The sequence below is a fragment of the Pseudomonas sp. LBUM1641 genome (assembly GCF_059716235.1).
On sequence record NZ_CP166815.1, the window covers coordinates 1,044,541 to 1,061,094 of the forward strand.

Here is a 16,554-nt window from a genome sequence, read left to right on the forward strand (position 1 = left end):
AACCGGATCAGCGCCACTCCGACCGTCGAACGGAATCCTCTTGTTTTCAGATGAAACGCGCATCCCACTCCCGGTCGAGTTCTGCCTTTAGTGACTGTCCGCATATGGCCGATTTCTGCCTGTCACGAAAAGCCACTAACACACCAAAGCCGATACCCTCCGCCCGATGTCCCTATATTTCGGGAGCGGAGAGATGTAATTCCGTTACAGACATGGTGAATATCAGCTTGGATTTCCCGCCGTTGGAATAGGAGTGTGGAACATCGGTTTTTGCCACGGCAGAACAACCTTCTGAAACTGATAACTCGGTCTCACCCACTATGAACTTAAGAATTCCTTTCTCTACATGAAATAGCTCAACAGTGTCCTGAGGGTGCCCTGATGAAGCGAATGTCTCGCCTGGATACATCTCCCATCGCCATAGTTCAATCATGTTCGGGCCAGTGGTCCCTGCAAGCAGGCGTGCTGTTCCCCCTAAACTACCGGTCCATAACGTCGGGATTTCCTGACGTTCAATGAGGTGAGCGGATGGGGCGTCGGACACGTTGACAACATCCGCAACAGAAAGGCCCAAGGCACCTGCGATTTTGCAAAGAATCGCGATGCTTGGGTTGGCAGTGCACTTCTCGATCTCGACAACCATGCCTTTGCTTACACCGGAGAGACGGGAAAGCTCGTCCAGAGTGATTTTCCGCTTCTTTCGCTCCTGTTTGAGCTTGCGGGAAACCGCTTCGCTAACCGTATGAACGTCAGCACCTGTATTGGTCGATATATTGACTATTTTGGTCATTGGTCCCTAGTATGCAGTGGATTTTAGGGTTGAGAGGATTCTCTGATGTTGTCCGTACTACCGTCAATTGACCAGCATGTAGCCAAACTGGCACCTGGGTTCAGAGCGCTGAGCATTGTGGTCGAAGCTGCCCCGATAGCCAATCCGGATATCGGCAAAGATGCTTTGGCTCGTGCCTGCCAATCGGTTTCGGCAGGTGGCCCAATATGGGCAGAGGCTCACCTGACAGCTTGGGCGGGTCTTTTTCGAGCGTTCGGTGCCAAGCCGCAGCGCACACCTTGCTCGGCTGAAGCTCTACGCAAACGGGTTCTGCGCGATGGCAGCCTGCCGAGTATCGATCCAGTGGTTGATCTCTATAACGCGATTAGCATTGAGTATGCAGTCCCTGTCGGCGGTGAAAACCTTGAAGCCTATGTGGGCTTGCCACGACTTGCTATTGCTGATGGATCGGAACCCTTTGACACTATGAGAGAGGGCTCCGCTGTCCATGAGTTTCCTGAGCACGGCGAAGTTATTTGGCGGGATGATAAAGGCGTGACTTGCCGTCGTTGGAATTGGCGACAAGGCGTGAGAACGCGGCTGAGCGCAGATGCAAAGTATATATGGTTTATTCTGGAAAGTTTGCCGGCCATGCCCCTTGAAGCGTTGACGGAAGCGGGTGACAAGCTGATCGAAGGCTTGCAACTGATGATGCCCGGTGTGCAGATTGAGAGTGTGCTCATCGGCCCTGGAGCCGACTGATGATAAGCGAGATGGCACAGGCTTCTTCTGACGGGTATCTAACTTTGCTAAGGGGCTTTAAATGTCGTTTGATTTGCACCATCTGCTGCTCGTATTCACCGCCTATATCGTTGGTGCGGCGAGTCCGGGACCTAGCAATATGCGGATCATGGGGGTCGCGATGCATCAAGGCAGGCAGCCTGCGCTGCTTCTTGCGGCAGGCGTTATCAGTGGTTCGTTTTTTTGGGGATTGATGGCCGCTACAGGTGTCTCAGCCATCCTGGCACAGTACGCGCAAGCGCTCGGTGTCTTGAAAGTGGTCGGGGGGGGCTACCTGTTATTCCTCGCCTTCAAGGCTGGTCGATCCGCGCTTACTACCGATGAACATCTAGAGAAGGGGATCGCGGCTGCACCGAGAGGTTCAGGCTTCAGCCTCTACCAGCGCGGATTGCTCATGCATCTTACAAACCCCAAAGCGTTGCTGGGTTGGATTGCGACTATGACGCTCGGGTTGGGGCCGGAAGCTACGCCAACAACGGTTGCGATTATCCTGGCCGGATGCGCGATGCTGAGTGTCACTATCTTCTGCGGCTATGCGATCGTCTTTTCCACCGAGCCCATGATCAGGGGGTATCGCAGGGCGCGCCGACACATCGAAGGTACCCTGGCCATAGTGTTTGGAGCCGCTGGGATTAAGCTGCTGATCTCCCCCACCTGACACGCTCTAGATCCAGAAACATAAGGCCGTGATGATATTACAAGCTGCTGTTCAACTGAACCGCTGAGCGTCCGCTTTTGGACCAGAGTGTGTAAAAACGTTTCGCAAAAATTGAAGTGTGTGCGTCTACGTTAAATCTGAAATGTATTGGCCCTTCAGCAGATGTGGATTTCGCAAAGAAGCGCGATTTCCAGTCCGGTTTTGAGTACCTGTCGCGCTGAAAAACGATTTTACACAGCCTCGGCCGGTAGCTGCCGCTCAAGAGCGATCCCTTTCGACCACAGCAGATGCTCAACGGTGTCCAGTAAAGCCGGAGCGTTTCAGCTGGAGTATTAATGCCACCCTCGGCGGTTATGCCGGGAAAGTAATTAGTGCTCGTAATTCTGAGAGATCGGGGGCCATCCCATTTGGCAGATAGATCATTAGTATAGACAGTGAAGAAGGTTCTCTGGCCAATTAGGACTCTGTGATTCGTTATAGGGTGTACTATCAAAGATTAGCCATCAGAAATCAGCTAGCCATGTCCGCGCTAAACGAAGAGAGCCGCCAGATCGTAGCTGCTCTGGCGCAACGGGTTGGCCCCAATGCTGATACTGCAAGCATCGCGCAAGCGACTGTCTCGATTTTGGAGGCTATGCACGCAGCACTTACCCCCATCATTGGTCAGCAGGGGGGCGCAGCGCTTTATCGACGCAGCCTTCATCTCTGCGCCTCCCGCCAGCCGTACCTGGCCCACATATCTGCTCGTGTGCAAACCGGGCTGGATCTGAACACTCTTAATTCTGAACTCGTTACAGAAAGCGAAGCAGACGCCTTGTTGTTTGGTGAAGTGATGCTGACCACCTTCTACGAACTGCTCACTACGCTGATCGGGCCCTCGCTCACCGCACGCTTGCTTCGTGACGTGTGGAAACCTTCTTTGAGCGACACATCTGCGCAGGAAAATTCGCAATGAACACCAAAGTGACTATCAACCGCTTGGCCACCGGGGTGCCAGGACTGGACGAGGTGCTGGGCGGGGGATTGCCGGAATTTTCGTTCAACCTAATCGCCGGCCCGCCTGGCTGCGGCAAAACCACCCTGGCGCATCAGATGATGTTCGCCCTGGCGACGCCCGAGCGTCCGGCATTGTTCTTCACCGTACTCGGCGAACCTCCGTTGAAGATGCTGCGTTACCAACAGCAATTCGACTTTTTCGACGACGAAGCCATCAATCAGTCGATCCGTTACATCAACCTTTCCAGTGACACCCTGGAGGGGGATTTGGATGAAGTATTACGCCGAATCGTCGCTGAGGTAGAGGCATACTCTCCGGCGCTGGTGTTCGTCGACTCGTTTCGTTCAGTCGTGCTCGCGAGCCAGGCGCAGGACAACCCCAACAACAACTTGCCGCAGTTCGTTCAGCAACTGGGCATGTTGATGACCACTTGGCAGGCGACGACCTTCCTGATTGGCGAATACTTCACCGAAACCGACACCAACCCGATTTTTACCGTGGCCGATGGCCTGATCTGGCTGCGCCAGAGCGTTCAGCGCAACTCGATGGTGCGCAAGCTGGAAATCATGAAGATGCGCGGCCAGCCAACGCTGCCAGGCCTGCACACCTTCCGCATCGCAACATCGGGTATCAAGGTTTTTGCGCCAGCCCAACTCAACCAGGTTGAAGCCCCACCGACGCTTCCAATGCGGCGCCTGAAAATGGGTGTGCCACAGCTCGACGAGATGCTTGGCGGGGGCTTGCCCCGTGGTTACTCATTACTTGTGGCAGGCCCATCAGGTTCGGGCAAAAGCATTCTGGCTGCGACCTTTCTCGCTGAAGGTGCGCGCAACGGCGAAACCGGTGTGATCGCAATGTTCGAGCAACGGCCCAATCACTCCCAGAACACCACCCTCGCGAGTCTTATCCAGAGCGGACAGATCGGACTGATAGACAGCCGCGCGCCGGACTTGTCCATCGACGAAATCGTCCAGTTGCTGTTGAGCGAGATCAAACGGCTGAATGCCACCCGCGTTGTGATTGACTCACTGTCAGGTTTCGAACTGGCGCTGGCGCCGACCTTCCGCGAAGACTTCCGTGAGTCTCTGTCGCGCATGGTTACAGCCCTCACCAGCGTCGGCGTCAGCGTGCTGATGACCTCTGAGCTGGAAGACCGCTACACCGATCTGCGCTTCAGCCCCTACGGCACGGCATTTCTCACCGATTCGATCATCGTTCAGCGCTACATTGAAGTGCAGAGCCGCTTGTTGCGCATCATGGCTGTGGTCAAGGTTCGGGCCAGTGCCCACTCCGATGAACTGCGGCTGTACAGCATCGACAATGATGGCTTGCAGATCGGCGAAATGTTGCCGGATAAAGAAGGATTGCTGGGTGGACGACCTACCCAGCAACGTTTGGGCACAGTCGAAGGATGAGCGACATATTATGAGTGAGGCCGACGGAAAGAATGAGCGAGCGATAGCCACTGCAGCACGCGAGCTGTTTCTGCTCGGCCGGAAAACGGTGGCGGCGCGGGCGGTGCTCGCAGCGGTGCATAAAGAACTCAACCAAGCCAATACCCAGCTCGTCGATAGCCAGCAGGTCGAGCAACTGATTGAAGCAAACCAGCAGTTAGTGCTGGCAATTCTATCGGCGCAGTCGGATGCTGAAAGTCCGAAATTCGCTCAAGCAGAGCAACAAATGTACCTGGAGATGCGCGAAGCCAATGAACAATTGGTGATAGCCGCGCTTAGCGCACAAGACCTCCAAGTTGCAGCAGAACATGCGCTGGATCAGCAACGCAACTTTCTAAACCAGGTGGCCCACGAACTGCGAAATCCACTGACGCCCATTAGCATGATTGCTGGCAGGCTGGTATGTGTTCCTAGCGAAGAATTACCCCGTATGCAGATGTTGATTGAGGGCCAGGTGAAGCAGATGTCCCGATTGGTCGAAGACTTACTCGACATTGCCCGCGCCAGCACCGGCAAATTTCGCCTTGATTGCCACATTGTCGATATGGCTCAAATCATCCATGAGGCAATAGACATCTGCACCCCGATCATGGTCGCTCATAACCTGCATCTTATTTCGCAACTGCCGGAGGGCACTTTGATGGTTAAGGGCGATCCTGCTCGCCTTACTCAAATCCTTGGCAATCTGCTGGGCAACGCAGCGAAGTATACGCCTGCCGATGGTACGGTCATTATGACAGTGACAACTCAAGCCGAATACTTGGAGATACTTATACGCGATACCGGTGTTGGTATAACTCCTAGCGCACTACCATTTATTTTTGAGCCCTTTGTACAGGATGTTCACGCAGTGGGTTTCAACGGGGCAGGCCTGGGCATCGGTCTGACTGTCGTGCGTGAGTTGATCGAGGCCCATGGCGGTACGGTGACTGGTACCAGTGAGGGAGAAGGGAAGGGAAGCGAGTTTGTAATGAAACTACCCCTAGCGAGCCATTGACGGCGTCTAGACGGAAAAAAAGCTTTCCAAAGGCCTAACTGTAAAGCATTGAATGACTGCTTTTGGCCGATTGCTGCCCGTCACTAGCGGCAGAAATCGGCCAGCAGCGGACAGTCGAATCCCTTGGGCATCGCGCGCGGCTGGCTTTCATCTGACTACCAGGGCTGTCTACCGTGACTTCCAAAAAAGCCACCGGTTGGACCATCGGGACCCAGCAGCGACATCTTGATGACTATTTGTGCCCCTTCTTCAGGCGTCAATACGCCCGAGTTGCCATTAAGATCGGTCCGCACATGCCCAGGCTCGACAGCATTCACTTTGATTCCCAGCGGCTCAAGCTCTTTCGCAAAGGAGACCGTTATGGCATTCAGTGCCACTTTTGACGAGGTGTAATCGAGAAGGTTGACGGTCGAATAGATAGATGTCGGATCTGTTATCAAAGTGAGCGAACCGACGCCGCTGCTCATCATGACGATCCGGGCGTGGGCGGCATTTTTCAGCAAGGGCAGGAAAGCTTGGGTGACGCGCACCGGACCAAACAGATTGACCTCGTAAACAGCTTTCATGTCCTGCATTCGCACCTCACTGGGTGCCTTGGTCATGTCGACCGCAATCCCGGCATTGTTGATCAGGACATCAAGTGCACCTATTTGCTCAGACAGCATCGCTGCGGCTCGGTACACACTGTCTTCGACCGCAACGTCCAGTTCCAAGAGGCCTGCATCGAGCCCGGCATCACGTAACTGGGCGACGGCCTGCTCGCCTCGGTGCTGATCGCGTGCACCGATCCAAACAAAGAACCCTGCCTCGGCAAGTCCCTTAGCAATCGCCAGCCCAATGCCTTTATTGGCGCCGGTGATGAGCGCCTGTCGTTTGATAGTCATCGTGGTAGTCCTTGGAATTTCAAGATGCTCTTTCTTTAGTTTGCAAGGCTCCGGGGTGCCAACTCGAAGAGTCAGAGCCCCACACCCGAACCCTCTCGCGAGCTGAGCGTAGAGCCTGTTTGTTCTGTCAGGCGGTTTGGGCGACCGCATCACTTTGAACACCTTTAACGTGGTGCTGAAGGTCGCCTGCAAAACGCAAAGTCACCTCACGACGAGTGAAACGCCACGCCCCATCCTGCAGCTCGAATTGGTCGAGGTACTTGCCGGCGCAGATAGGTTGCAATGGGAATCCGTCGAGCTGCTGATGCACGGTGTAGTAACTCTCAGAACTCGCTTTATCGCCCGAAGGCGCGACGTCAATCAGTACGTTGGTGATCGAATGCCAAGTGCGCGGCGTACCGTCGGCGTGTACCTGAAGACCCGCCTCGAAAAAAACCAGCAACCCCTCAACCGTGGAGGCCTCAGTGCCTAGCACATGAATCACCGCATGCTGAAGCACTTCGGCCACACCCGCGAAATCTCCGCTGTCAAGACGATGGATGTAGGTAGCGTGAAGACGATGAATGGCGCTCTCGGCTGCAAGACGTGCGAGGATTTCTGGTGAGTTAGTCATGACTCTCTCCTAGGCTTCAGCCCACAAAGGAAGGATGTATAGCGGCGGCCATACATTTGATGCGCTCGGCAAACGACCTTGGCGATAATCCAATTTGGCGTCGGACGAGCAATGATTTTGATAAGCGAATTGTCAGTCTTGTGGCTGGCGCCGAAACGGGATCAACACTTGCGGTGAACCTCGGGCTCCGCAGCCATCCAGTGATCTAACACTGCGAAGCCCCGCCATCCGCGAACAGTTCGACGCCGTTGACGTAGCTGGCTGCATCACTGGCCAGGAAGGCCACGGCAGCGCCAATCTCATGGGCCTGACCGATACGTCCGATGGTACTCTTCTCACTCAGGGACTCGATCACGGCCTCAGCGTGTTCCGCTAGCATATGACGTAGTGACGGGGTATCCACAGGGCCCGGGCTCAGGAGGTTGATGCGCACTCCTCTGCCTTTGATATCGAGCGTCCAGCTTCTGACCAGCGTGCGCAATGCTGCTTTGGTGGCGCCGTACACGCTGAGGCCGGGGCCGGGATCAATGGAGGCAGTAGAACCAATGATAACAATGCTGCTGCCTTCGCCCATGAGAGGCAGTGCGCCCTGAACGGTGAAGGTCACACCCTTGACGTTGGTGCTGAATACTCGGTCGAAATAGGCCTCGGTGATGCTGCCAAGCGGAGCGATTTCACCCATACCGGCGTTGGCGACCAGCACATCGATTCGGCCATGACGAGTCTTGATTACGTCAAATAGCACAGCGAGATCGGCTATCACCGAGACGTCCGCGACCACCGCGCTGGCCTGGTCCCCGAGCTTCGATAAAGCCTCCTCCAGTTGCTCCTGCCGACGCCCGGTAATCACCACCGTGGCCCCTTGCCCTGCCATCTCTTGGGCGATGGAAAGGCCCAATCCCGAGGACCCTCCGGTGACGAGAACGACTTTGTCTTGAAACTGCATGCTGATACTCCCGTATGTGTTGAGGGCGAATGAATTTATATAGCGCACACTACATAGCGTTCGCGAAGGCCGCAAGCTATTTAGTAGTTGCTATATAATCCCGCCGTTCAGCTCAGCGCAGTTGCCCCAGGATATAGCGGTCGCTACAATCACGAGCACACCAACGAGATCACCATGACTGACAAAATTCGCCAACGCCGCCCTGCTTTCGATAGAGAGGCTGGTGTCGCCATTGCCCAAGCCATGTTCCACGAACACGGCTTCGACGCGGTGAGCCTCACGGATCTCGTCGAGGCCATGGATATCAAGCCGCCCAGCTTTTACGCCGCGTATGGCAGCAAGGCTGAGTTATTCGAGAAGGCCATGCTGCGCTACACCCGCGAGCACGCTTTGCCGCTGGACAAACTGCTGGCGCCGGACCGACCAGTGCCTGAAGCACTCGCCGCCTTGTTGGTCGCGGCAGCGAAGCAGTATGGAAACGACAGTGTCTTACGCGGTTGCATGGTCACCGAGGGCACGCGTGCGGACGACGAGGTAGCCCGCCAGATGGCGCAAACTCTGGCGGACGGAGGCGTCAAGGCGATTCGGAATTATCTTGATCTGACACTGCCCGAAAAAGCCCAATGCCTCACTGACTACCTTTCGATTACCCTGCGCGGGCTATCGTCCGCGGCGTGTAACGGCATGCCCCGCAAACGACTAATCGACGCCGCGCAGACGGCGGGCCGGTTCATTGCTCACGAGTTGAGTAAAGAACAGCGAACGGCACGCTAACCCATGCACCCACCACCGAGCTGTCAGTCTTGAATATACGCTGACCTGGCCGCACACGGCTGAAGGGACTTCCTGCGACCGCCAGAGGCCGCTTCTGGCCGATTTCTGCCTGTCGCGAAGGGCTGAAAACAACCCGTTGCTGACTGTCGCATCGTTACAGTGAATGTCGCCTTAGGAGCCGCGGAGCAGCGGCCTCTCCTGGATATCAGTCACGGCGCAAATGGCAGAGGGTCGGATATCTACCTGGCATGGGATACTACGCACCCGATCGATCACGGTTCAATCAAGATGCTTCGTCTTCTTTCCTTGTCTGGCAGCCTACGCACTGCGTCGTCAAATACGCACACACTCATCGCGGCTGGCCTGTTGGTGCCGCCGGGCGTTGTAGTTGAACATTACGATGAGATTGGCGAACTGCCCCACTTTAATCCGGACCTCGAAGTCAACCTTCCCCAGAGCATCGTTGATTTACGCACTCGAGTGGGTCAGGCAGACGGCCTCCTGATTTCTTGCCCGGAATACGCTCGCGGGATACCAGGGTCCTTCAAGAACATGCTGGATTGGCTGGTAGGAAGCCTGGATTTTCCCGGAAAGCCAGTCGCACTTTTCAACACCTCGCCTAGAGCATCTGCTGCCCAAGCCGCTTTGAAGCTGGTCTTGGAAACGATGTCCGCAACGCTCGTCCACGATGCTTGCGTCACTCTGCAATTGCTGGGCAAGCAGACCGATCCAGTCGCCATAGCGAATGATCCCGTTAGCGGCGAAACACTGCGGCAAGCGCTTCAGGCAATCGTCGAGCATCTACATGTCGTGGCGGCACCATCTTAAATCCTAGGGGCGGAGCAATGATGCACCACGTCATTTGTCACCTTTGATCGACGTCTTTGCATTTGCCATACCTAAACGTCGGATAGTGCCTCGGTAGCGGACCTTCGCAAACCGGCCGCGAGGGACCGCTTTTGGCCGATGACTGCCTGTCGCCAGCGGCAGCAATGGGCAGCTCTCTACCGATCATGTTTACTAAGCGTGCTGGTCAAATCCGATGCAATCGGTGGTCTAATCGAATGCAAACGCCTGGTCAAGTGCAATGCAAACGAGTGGTCAGTACCGATGCAATCAGATGGTCAAGTGGAGTGCAATTTCGCAGCCGTTCGATGTTTTTTTGAAACTCCTCGAGTATCAATGCCATCGAGCGTTCAATGAAGAGGCCCTAAAGGGGCGCCGTTATTTTTTCCCTGGATGAAAATCGTTAGTGTCCAGATTCACTGGGTCACACATGAATGGGTACGAGAGGATAACTTTGGTTCCGTTTGTTTCAATATAGTTAACCAGCAACTCACAGTTATCCTCAAAGCCAAAATTTGACCTGAGTATTTGCTTTCTTTCGTGTTCAATTATCCCTGGAATCAAGCTTCCGTTAGAAGCATTGATAATGTATGTTTTTCCAGTTTCGAGCAGTTTTTCATCCATGTCGCTGTGTAAGTACCATGTCGAATAGCCGAATTTGGTCTTGCTTCTTATTTGTATTTTTTCTAAAGTTGCTGGCCTAGAGCCGTTGTTGCTAATCATGAAATTGGCGTGCAGATGGTCACCCCCCGTCATCGATATTTGTATTACTGCCTTTTCAGGGTCTAACAACCGTTTAACTGGCTCTGCTGCCCAAATAGAAACGAGTGTTAGTGCAAAGCCAGCTAGCATTAGTGGGCTGCCGATGAAGCGCCGCCATCCTTGAGCGGCAGAGCAATGTTTGCATCTGGTGGCTTTATTATTTATTTCTTCTCTACATGCACAGCACAATTTCATTGCGTAGCTCAGTTCCGATGTGGAGGGACTTACTTCATCAATGCAGCGATGCTTTGTGAAGATTTGTTGGGGTGAAGTCGGGCAGTTGGCCTACATTCTCGAACCAGCCTTCTTGAACCGCAGATAGCTCATGTTCTGCGTGAGTCTCAAACGAGTCTACGGTGAGAGACATTGCGTAGTTAAGCTGGTTTACATATGGTGTCATCGAATTTTTTATCTCAGCGCATTTTGCATTGTTTACTATCGATTGATCTCTCATTGGTTTAGCGACTTTGATCAAGGAGGCTGCAAGGCTCCAGTCAATGTTTTGGGTGCCTGACGAATGAAGCGCGAGCATCACGCATCTCATAGCAGCTGTGGCGTTTCCATCGACATCTGGCAAGAATGTGTCTTCTGTTTTGCACTCAACCAGGGCGGATATAGATACGAAATCATTACGCGTATTCACCGGTATTCCGTAGGAATCTAAAGCAGCTAGCAAAGGAAATGCATACAGCGCACGTAAAATTTGATTTGATCTAGTCGGGGATAGAGAGTCCTCGGGTAATTGCTTGATTCGTGTATCTAGCTCAAGTGCGGTTTTAGTAAGGCTGCTTATTGTTTCACTGATATTTGCACTATCAGTTGCCTCATGGCTGTGTAAAACCAGATCCTGTGTGTTTAGGAGTCTGAGTGAGTTTGTGAGGCGTCTAGCATCCGATGCCGCTTTTTTGAGTGCTCTTAGGCGGGCTTGAACGTCGCAGGGGCGCTGGATGGGGAGGGGGGAGCGCTTCTGCGAGAAAAAAGCGATCAATGTTGTTTTTTCCGCTGTTGATAGGTGATCCAAAGACGTATGGTTCAAGATGCTTTCAACTAGTAAGCTGCGAAAAGTTTCCCTGCCTTTATCGTCACATCGAAGCATTCGAGGCCTCCGTTTTCCATAGGTCCAGTTTGTCTGCCCACTGCTGCATCATTTCTGCCCGTTCATCCATGTAGGTGGCGTGATTATAAGCCCGACGAACTGAGTTGGGCTCTGTATGAGCCAGCTGCGCCTCAATCGCGTCTGGTCTGTAACCCATTTCGTTAAGCCTTGTGCTTCCTGTAGTACGAGTCCCATGGGGGCTATATATCGTTGCCCAACCAAGTTTTTTCAGAGCTTGGCGGAATGCCGCATCAGACATCGGCTGATGGCGATCATCTCGGTTAGGGAAAACATAGGTGCCTTGACCGGTGATGGGCTGCATAGTTGTTAGCACTGAGATTGCCTGGCGGGGCAGGGGGAGCAAATGCTCGCGACGTGCCTTCATGCGCTCTTTAGGAATTTTCCACAGCCCATTGGCTAGGTCGAACTCATCCCACTTCGCCTGAACGCTTTCATTGGCTCTAGTCAGCGTCAACCACATTAATCTGAATGCCATCTGCGTCTGGAATTGCCCGCCGTGGGACTCAAAAGCGTTAAGCAGATTGCCTACCTGGGCCGACGAAAGTGCCGCTTTGTGTTGGGTTTTGTTTGGTGGCAATGCCTTTCTAACAGGCCATACGGGATCGCTATCGGCTCTGAGAGTAGCTACTGCTAGCTCGAAGACCCCTGACATTGTGCGTTTTGCTTCTGCAGCTACAGATGGGGCACCGCGCTTCAGTGTTTTGTTCAGAATCTCGAGTACATGTGCCGATGTAATGGTACGAACCGGAAGCTTTCCAATCGAAGGGAAAACAACTCTCTTCAGCATCGCTAATCTCCGAGACTTCGTCACTGGTTCCCAACCCTTCAGGGCGAGCCACTCTTGGGCGATCATCTCAAAGGTATTGGAAGCATCAATCTCACGTTTGATTTTCGTGAGCTGCCTGTTCTGTACCGGGTTGATGCCCTGTCTGACTAGCTTGCGCGCTTCGTCGCACTTCTCTCGAGCATTGGCTAGCGAGAGGTCGGGATAATCGCCAAGGGCGAACCAAGAGGCTTTGCCGCAGAGCTTAAAGCGGTATCGCCAAGCCCGAACCCCATTAGGCTTTACCTCTAGGTACAGGCCTCTAGCGTCGTTGATGCGGTACAGCTTGTCTTTGGGTTTTGCAGCCCGGCAGTGAGCGTCGGTGAGCATGGTATGACTCAGTTTTACAGGATGCATTTATCGTATACACCTAAAAACGGCCTGTCCAAGAATCATATACACCGGTGTAGTCGCTTTTTTTCTGCATGCCGGTGCAATCACATGCAACTCATAGAAACGCGAAAGCCCCATAAAATGGGGCTTTCTTGGCGATTTGCACGCCGCTAAGCAAGCTTATGCAATCACCTGCAATGTTATCTACAATTTACACGTTGAAGCGGAAGTGCATCACGTCGCCATCCTTGACAATGTATTCCTTGCCTTCCAGGCGCCATTTACCGGCTTCCTTGGCACCGGCTTCACCCTTGAACTGGATGAAGTCGTTGTAGGCGATCACTTCGGCACGGATGAAGCCTTTTTCGAAGTCGGTGTGGATCACGCCAGCCGCTTGCGGGGCAGTGGCACCGACCTTGACGGTCCAGGCGCGGACTTCTTCGACACCGGCGGTGAAGTAGGTCTGCAGGTGCAGCATTTCGTAGCCGGCGCGGATCACGCGGTTCAAACCAGGCTCTTCCAGGCCCAGGGCCTCGAGGAACATGTCTTTCTCTTCGCCGTCTTCCAGCTCGGCGATTTCCGCTTCGATCTTGTTGCAGACCGGAACAACGATCGCGCCTTCTTCTTCGGCAATGGCCAGGACCACGTCGAGCAGCGGATTGTTCTCGAAACCATCTTCAGCGACGTTGGCGATGTACATCACAGGCTTGGTGGTCAGCAGGTGGAAGCCCTTGATCACGGCCTTTTCGTCGGTGCTCATGCTCTTCATCAGGCTGCGTGCCGGCTTGCCCAGGGTGAAGTGGGCAATCAGCTGCTCCAGCAAGGCTTTCTGGACGACTGCATCCTTGTCGCCGCCTTTGGCGTTGCGCGTGACCTTTTGCAGTTGCTTTTCGCAGCTGTCGAGGTCGGCAAAGATCAGTTCCAGGTCGATGATCTCGATGTCGCGTTTCGGGTCGACGCTGTTGGAGACGTGAATCACGTTCTCGTCTTCGAAGCAGCGGACCACGTGCGCGATGGCATCGGTCTCACGGATGTTGGCGAGGAACTTGTTGCCCAGGCCTTCACCTTTCGACGCGCCGGCTACCAGGCCTGCGATGTCGACGAACTCCATGGTGGTTGGCAGGATGCGCTTTGGATTCACGATGGCCGCCAGGGCGTCCAGGCGTGTATCGGGCATCGGCACGATACCGGTGTTCGGCTCGATGGTGCAGAAGGGGAAGTTCTCCGCCGCAATACCGGATTTGGTCAGGGCGTTGAACAGGGTGGACTTGCCGACGTTAGGTAGGCCGACGATGCCGCAATTGAATCCCATGGTGTTTCCCCTCGGGTAAAGAGTCAGGCCTTCTGGCTGTGCAGGTTTTTCATCGCACGGTTCCATTCACCGGCGAAGATATCCGGCAGCACGCCGAGGGCAAAATCGATGCTGGCATCGAGTTTTTCCTGTTCGGCGCGTGGCGCACGACCCAGGACGAAATTTGAAACCATACTGGCAACGCCCGGGTGGCCAATGCCAAGCCGCAAGCGGTAAAACGTATTCTGATTGCCCAACTGCGCGATGATGTCGCGCAGGCCATTATGCCCGCCATGGCCGCCGCCTTGCTTGAGCTTGGCAACGCCGGGTGGCAGGTCAAGTTCGTCATGGGCCACCAGGATTTCTTCGGGTTTGATCCGGAAGAAGCCCGCAAGCGCCGCGACAGCCTGGCCGCTGCGGTTCATGTAGGTGGTGGGAATCAACAGACGAACATCCTGACCCTGATGCGAAAAGCGTCCGGTCAGGCCAAAATATTTGCGATCGGCCGTAAGGTTTACACCTTGTGCGTGGGCGATGCGCTCAACAAAAAGGGCCCCCGCGTTATGCCGGGTCTGTTCGTATTCGGCGCCTGGATTTCCCAGGCCAACGATCAGTTTAATGGCAGTCACGACAGGGGCCCTTCCTTTGGAGTTGTGGATAACATCGCCGTTGGTGCGGCGAAAGTGGACGACAAAAGCTTAGTAACCGTTAGAGGCCAACTTCGCATTCTCGCCCGCTTTCTCGCTACGTTCCGGTCCGCGATGTTTCCTCAAGCTCCGGCATTACAGAGTGAATTACTCTGCAGCGCCTTCTTCAGCTTCTGGTGCAACGCGTGGAGCGTGTACGTTTGCAACAGCTTTGTCGTCACCGTGAGCCAGTGCAACGAACTCAACGCCTTTAGGAGCCTTGAGATCGGACAGGTGAACGATTGCGCCGATTTCCAGAGCCGACAGGTCGACTTCGATGAACTCAGGCAGATCTTTCGGCAGGCAGGTCACTTCGATGTCAGCGATAAGGTGCGAAACTTCGCCGCCTTTCTTGACCGGAGCTTCTTCACCAACGAAGTGCACAGGCACGATAGCGGTCAGTTTCTGACCAGCTACTACGCGTACGAAGTCAGCGTGCAGCACGTGGCCTTTAGCTGGGTGACGTTGCAGTGCCTTGATGATGACGTTCTGCTTCTTGCCACCAACGTTCAGCTCGATGATGTGGCTGTAAGCCGCGTCGTTTTCGAGCAGTTTGGCGATTTCTTTAGCCAGCATGCTGATGGATTCAGGGGCTTTTTCGCCACCGTAAACTACAGCTGGAACCAGGCTTGCGAGACGACGCAGGCGGCGGCTCGCACCTTTCCCCAGGTCGGAACGCAGTTCAGCATTCAAAGTAAAATCGTTCATGTTGTATCTCCAAAATAACCACATTCGCCCTAGCGTTTGCGACCAGCGCTAAAGGCGATATGGGCAAAAAAGCCCCGCCCCAACAGAATGCTGGGGCGGGGCGCTTTTCGTCAGGTTGATGTCGCTAAGGTTTGACCCTTAACGGAACATCGCGCTGATCGATTCTTCGTTGCTGATGCGGCGAACCGCTTCGGCAACTACCGGTGCGATATCCAGTTGACGGATACGCGAACAGGCTTGAGCGGCAGCGGACAACGGGATGGTGTTAGTCACCACCAGTTCGTCCAGCATTGAGTTCTCGATGTTCTCGATCGCTCGGCCCGACAGCACAGGGTGTGTGCAGTAGGCGAAGACTTTTGCTGCACCGTGCTCTTTCAAGGCTTTCGCCGCGTGGCACAGGGTGCCGGCGGTGTCGACCATGTCATCAACCAGAATACAGGTACGCCCTTCGACATCACCGATGATGTGCATCACTTCAGAGTGATTGGCTTTCTCACGGCGTTTGTCGATGATCCCGAGATCCACGCCCAGGGATTTGGCAACAGCCCGTGCACGCACGACGCCACCAATGTCCGGGGACACGATCATCAGGTTTTCAAAGCGCTGGTCTTCGATGTCATCCACCAGGACGGGGGAGCCGTAGATGTTATCTACCGGAATATCGAAGAACCCCTGGATTTGGTCAGCGTGCAGGTCAACCGTGAGAACACGGTCGATGCCTACCACGGTCAGCATGTCAGCAACGACTTTCGCGCTGATAGCCACACGTGCGGAACGCGGACGGCGATCCTGACGGGCATAACCAAAGTAAGGGATTACAGCTGTGATTCGAGTCGCTGAGGAGCGGCGGAAGGCATCAGCCATCACGACGAGTTCCATCAGGTTATCGTTGGTCGGAGCGCAAGTCGGCTGAATAATGAAGACGTCTTTACCGCGAACGTTTTCATTGATCTCGGCTGTAATTTCGCCGTCGGAGAATTTACCGACAGATATGTCACCGAGAGGGATATGCAGCTGACGTACAACACGCCGAGCCAGATCGGGGTTGGCATTCCCCGTAAAGACCATCATCTTGGACACGCGCAGTACCTAGAG

At 54.4% G+C, this 16,554-nt stretch carries 18 protein-coding genes; 7 read left to right on the forward strand and 11 right to left on the reverse strand.

Annotation, left to right across the window (positions count from 1 at the left end; all coding sequences use genetic code 11):
* Window positions 1-172 precede the first annotated feature (172 nt).
* Window positions 173-790, reverse strand: coding sequence for a helix-turn-helix domain-containing protein (locus ACA046_RS04645; RefSeq protein ID WP_497676003.1), 618 nt, complete (start codon window positions 788-790; stop codon window positions 173-175).
* Window positions 791-835: 45 nt separating this feature from the next.
* Between ACA046_RS04645 and ACA046_RS04650 the strand changes: the two genes are divergently transcribed.
* The 5 genes from ACA046_RS04650 to ACA046_RS04670 all read left to right on the forward strand — a co-directional run bounded on the left by ACA046_RS04650 (window position 836) and on the right by ACA046_RS04670 (window position 5,676).
* Window positions 836-1,531, forward strand: coding sequence for a B3/B4 domain-containing protein (locus tag ACA046_RS04650; protein ID WP_497676004.1), 696 nt, complete (start codon window positions 836-838; stop codon window positions 1,529-1,531).
* Between the two features lie 61 nt (window positions 1,532-1,592).
* Window positions 1,593-2,228, forward strand: a complete 636-nt coding sequence (locus ACA046_RS04655) for a LysE family translocator (protein WP_497676005.1) — start codon at window positions 1,593-1,595, stop codon at window positions 2,226-2,228.
* Between the two features lie 520 nt (window positions 2,229-2,748).
* On the forward strand, window positions 2,749-3,183 hold the full coding sequence (locus tag ACA046_RS04660) for a hypothetical protein (protein ID WP_497676006.1): 435 nt from the start codon (window positions 2,749-2,751) through the stop codon (window positions 3,181-3,183).
* Window positions 3,180-4,640 (forward strand): ATPase domain-containing protein, encoded by a 1,461-nt coding sequence (locus tag ACA046_RS04665; RefSeq protein WP_497676007.1) that lies wholly within the window; start codon window positions 3,180-3,182, stop codon window positions 4,638-4,640. The genes ACA046_RS04660 and ACA046_RS04665 overlap by 4 nt, the downstream gene beginning before the upstream one ends.
* Before the next feature lie 10 nt (window positions 4,641-4,650).
* Complete coding sequence (locus ACA046_RS04670) at window positions 4,651-5,676, forward strand: sensor histidine kinase (RefSeq protein ID WP_497676008.1); 1,026 nt, start codon at window positions 4,651-4,653, stop codon at window positions 5,674-5,676.
* A gap of 155 nt (window positions 5,677-5,831) precedes the next feature.
* Here the strand turns inward: ACA046_RS04670 and ACA046_RS04675 are convergent, their stop codons facing one another.
* The 3 genes from ACA046_RS04675 to ACA046_RS04685 form a co-directional block, all read right to left on the reverse strand.
* Window positions 5,832-6,560: an SDR family oxidoreductase gene (locus ACA046_RS04675; protein WP_497676009.1), complete on the reverse strand. Its 729-nt coding sequence runs from the start codon at window positions 6,558-6,560 to the stop codon at window positions 5,832-5,834.
* A gap of 127 nt (window positions 6,561-6,687) precedes the next feature.
* Complete coding sequence (locus tag ACA046_RS04680) at window positions 6,688-7,173, reverse strand: nuclear transport factor 2 family protein (RefSeq protein ID WP_141606912.1); 486 nt, start codon at window positions 7,171-7,173, stop codon at window positions 6,688-6,690.
* Between the two features lie 205 nt (window positions 7,174-7,378).
* Window positions 7,379-8,119: an SDR family NAD(P)-dependent oxidoreductase gene (locus ACA046_RS04685; RefSeq protein WP_497676010.1), complete on the reverse strand. Its 741-nt coding sequence runs from the start codon at window positions 8,117-8,119 to the stop codon at window positions 7,379-7,381.
* A 174-nt stretch (window positions 8,120-8,293) separates the two neighbouring features.
* Here ACA046_RS04685 and ACA046_RS04690 point away from each other — a divergent pair, with 174 nt between their 5' ends.
* Together ACA046_RS04690 and ACA046_RS04695 are read left to right on the forward strand one after the other, a co-directional pair.
* Window positions 8,294-8,893 (forward strand): TetR/AcrR family transcriptional regulator, encoded by a 600-nt coding sequence (locus tag ACA046_RS04690; protein WP_497676011.1) that lies wholly within the window; start codon window positions 8,294-8,296, stop codon window positions 8,891-8,893.
* A 288-nt stretch (window positions 8,894-9,181) separates the two neighbouring features.
* Window positions 9,182-9,721 carry an NADPH-dependent FMN reductase gene (locus ACA046_RS04695; RefSeq protein WP_497676012.1) on the forward strand — a complete coding sequence of 180 codons (540 nt, stop codon included), beginning with the start codon at window positions 9,182-9,184 and terminating at the stop codon, window positions 9,719-9,721.
* A 396-nt stretch (window positions 9,722-10,117) separates the two neighbouring features.
* Here the strand turns inward: ACA046_RS04695 and ACA046_RS04700 are convergent, their stop codons facing one another.
* The 7 genes from ACA046_RS04700 to ACA046_RS04730 all read right to left on the reverse strand — a co-directional run bounded on the left by ACA046_RS04700 (window position 10,118) and on the right by ACA046_RS04730 (window position 16,539).
* Entirely contained in the window at window positions 10,118-10,696 is a 579-nt protein-coding gene (locus tag ACA046_RS04700; protein WP_497676013.1) for a hypothetical protein, read from the reverse strand.
* 37 nt (window positions 10,697-10,733) lie between these two features.
* The gene (locus ACA046_RS04705; RefSeq protein WP_497676014.1) at window positions 10,734-11,597 is read right to left on the reverse strand and encodes a hypothetical protein; all 864 of its coding nucleotides are present in this window, start codon (window positions 11,595-11,597) and stop codon (window positions 10,734-10,736) included.
* Complete coding sequence (locus ACA046_RS04710) at window positions 11,584-12,771, reverse strand: tyrosine-type recombinase/integrase (protein ID WP_497676015.1); 1,188 nt, start codon at window positions 12,769-12,771, stop codon at window positions 11,584-11,586. Before ACA046_RS04710 ends, ACA046_RS04705 begins: the two co-directional genes overlap by 14 nt.
* Window positions 12,772-12,985: 214 nt before the next feature.
* Window positions 12,986-14,086: a redox-regulated ATPase YchF gene (gene ychF, locus ACA046_RS04715; protein ID WP_076014965.1), complete on the reverse strand. Its 1,101-nt coding sequence runs from the start codon at window positions 14,084-14,086 to the stop codon at window positions 12,986-12,988.
* A gap of 23 nt (window positions 14,087-14,109) precedes the next feature.
* Window positions 14,110-14,694, reverse strand: a complete 585-nt coding sequence (gene pth, locus ACA046_RS04720) for an aminoacyl-tRNA hydrolase (RefSeq protein WP_017475979.1) — start codon at window positions 14,692-14,694, stop codon at window positions 14,110-14,112.
* A gap of 165 nt (window positions 14,695-14,859) precedes the next feature.
* Window positions 14,860-15,459: a 50S ribosomal protein L25/general stress protein Ctc gene (locus tag ACA046_RS04725; protein ID WP_497676016.1), complete on the reverse strand. Its 600-nt coding sequence runs from the start codon at window positions 15,457-15,459 to the stop codon at window positions 14,860-14,862.
* Between the two features lie 138 nt (window positions 15,460-15,597).
* A complete protein-coding gene (locus ACA046_RS04730; protein WP_003208392.1) occupies window positions 15,598-16,539 on the reverse strand; it encodes a ribose-phosphate pyrophosphokinase in 942 nt (313 codons plus the stop codon).
* Window positions 16,540-16,554 lie beyond the last annotated feature (15 nt).

What these genes read in the sequence shown, in the direction of transcription:
- ACA046_RS04645 (WP_497676003.1), bottom strand. Translation starts at nt 790, where the DNA reads ATGACCAAAATAGTCAATATATCGACCAATACAGGTGCTGACGTTCAT.
- ACA046_RS04650 (WP_497676004.1), top strand. Translation starts at nt 836, where the DNA reads ATGTTGTCCGTACTACCGTCAATTGACCAGCATGTAGCCAAACTGGCA.
- ACA046_RS04655 (WP_497676005.1), top strand. Translation starts at nt 1,593, where the DNA reads ATGTCGTTTGATTTGCACCATCTGCTGCTCGTATTCACCGCCTATATC.
- ACA046_RS04660 (WP_497676006.1), top strand. Translation starts at nt 2,749, where the DNA reads ATGTCCGCGCTAAACGAAGAGAGCCGCCAGATCGTAGCTGCTCTGGCG.
- ACA046_RS04665 (WP_497676007.1), top strand. Translation starts at nt 3,180, where the DNA reads ATGAACACCAAAGTGACTATCAACCGCTTGGCCACCGGGGTGCCAGGA.
- ACA046_RS04670 (WP_497676008.1), top strand. Translation starts at nt 4,651, where the DNA reads ATGAGTGAGGCCGACGGAAAGAATGAGCGAGCGATAGCCACTGCAGCA.
- ACA046_RS04675 (WP_497676009.1), bottom strand. Translation starts at nt 6,560, where the DNA reads ATGACTATCAAACGACAGGCGCTCATCACCGGCGCCAATAAAGGCATT.
- ACA046_RS04680 (WP_141606912.1), bottom strand. Translation starts at nt 7,173, where the DNA reads ATGACTAACTCACCAGAAATCCTCGCACGTCTTGCAGCCGAGAGCGCC.
- ACA046_RS04685 (WP_497676010.1), bottom strand. Translation starts at nt 8,119, where the DNA reads ATGCAGTTTCAAGACAAAGTCGTTCTCGTCACCGGAGGGTCCTCGGGA.
- ACA046_RS04690 (WP_497676011.1), top strand. Translation starts at nt 8,294, where the DNA reads ATGACTGACAAAATTCGCCAACGCCGCCCTGCTTTCGATAGAGAGGCT.
- ACA046_RS04695 (WP_497676012.1), top strand. Translation starts at nt 9,182, where the DNA reads ATGCTTCGTCTTCTTTCCTTGTCTGGCAGCCTACGCACTGCGTCGTCA.
- ACA046_RS04700 (WP_497676013.1), bottom strand. Translation starts at nt 10,696, where the DNA reads ATGAAATTGTGCTGTGCATGTAGAGAAGAAATAAATAATAAAGCCACC.
- ACA046_RS04705 (WP_497676014.1), bottom strand. Translation starts at nt 11,597, where the DNA reads ATGCTTCGATGTGACGATAAAGGCAGGGAAACTTTTCGCAGCTTACTA.
- ACA046_RS04710 (WP_497676015.1), bottom strand. Translation starts at nt 12,771, where the DNA reads ATGCTCACCGACGCTCACTGCCGGGCTGCAAAACCCAAAGACAAGCTG.
- ychF (WP_076014965.1), bottom strand. Translation starts at nt 14,086, where the DNA reads ATGGGATTCAATTGCGGCATCGTCGGCCTACCTAACGTCGGCAAGTCC.
- ACA046_RS04725 (WP_497676016.1), bottom strand. Translation starts at nt 15,459, where the DNA reads ATGAACGATTTTACTTTGAATGCTGAACTGCGTTCCGACCTGGGGAAA.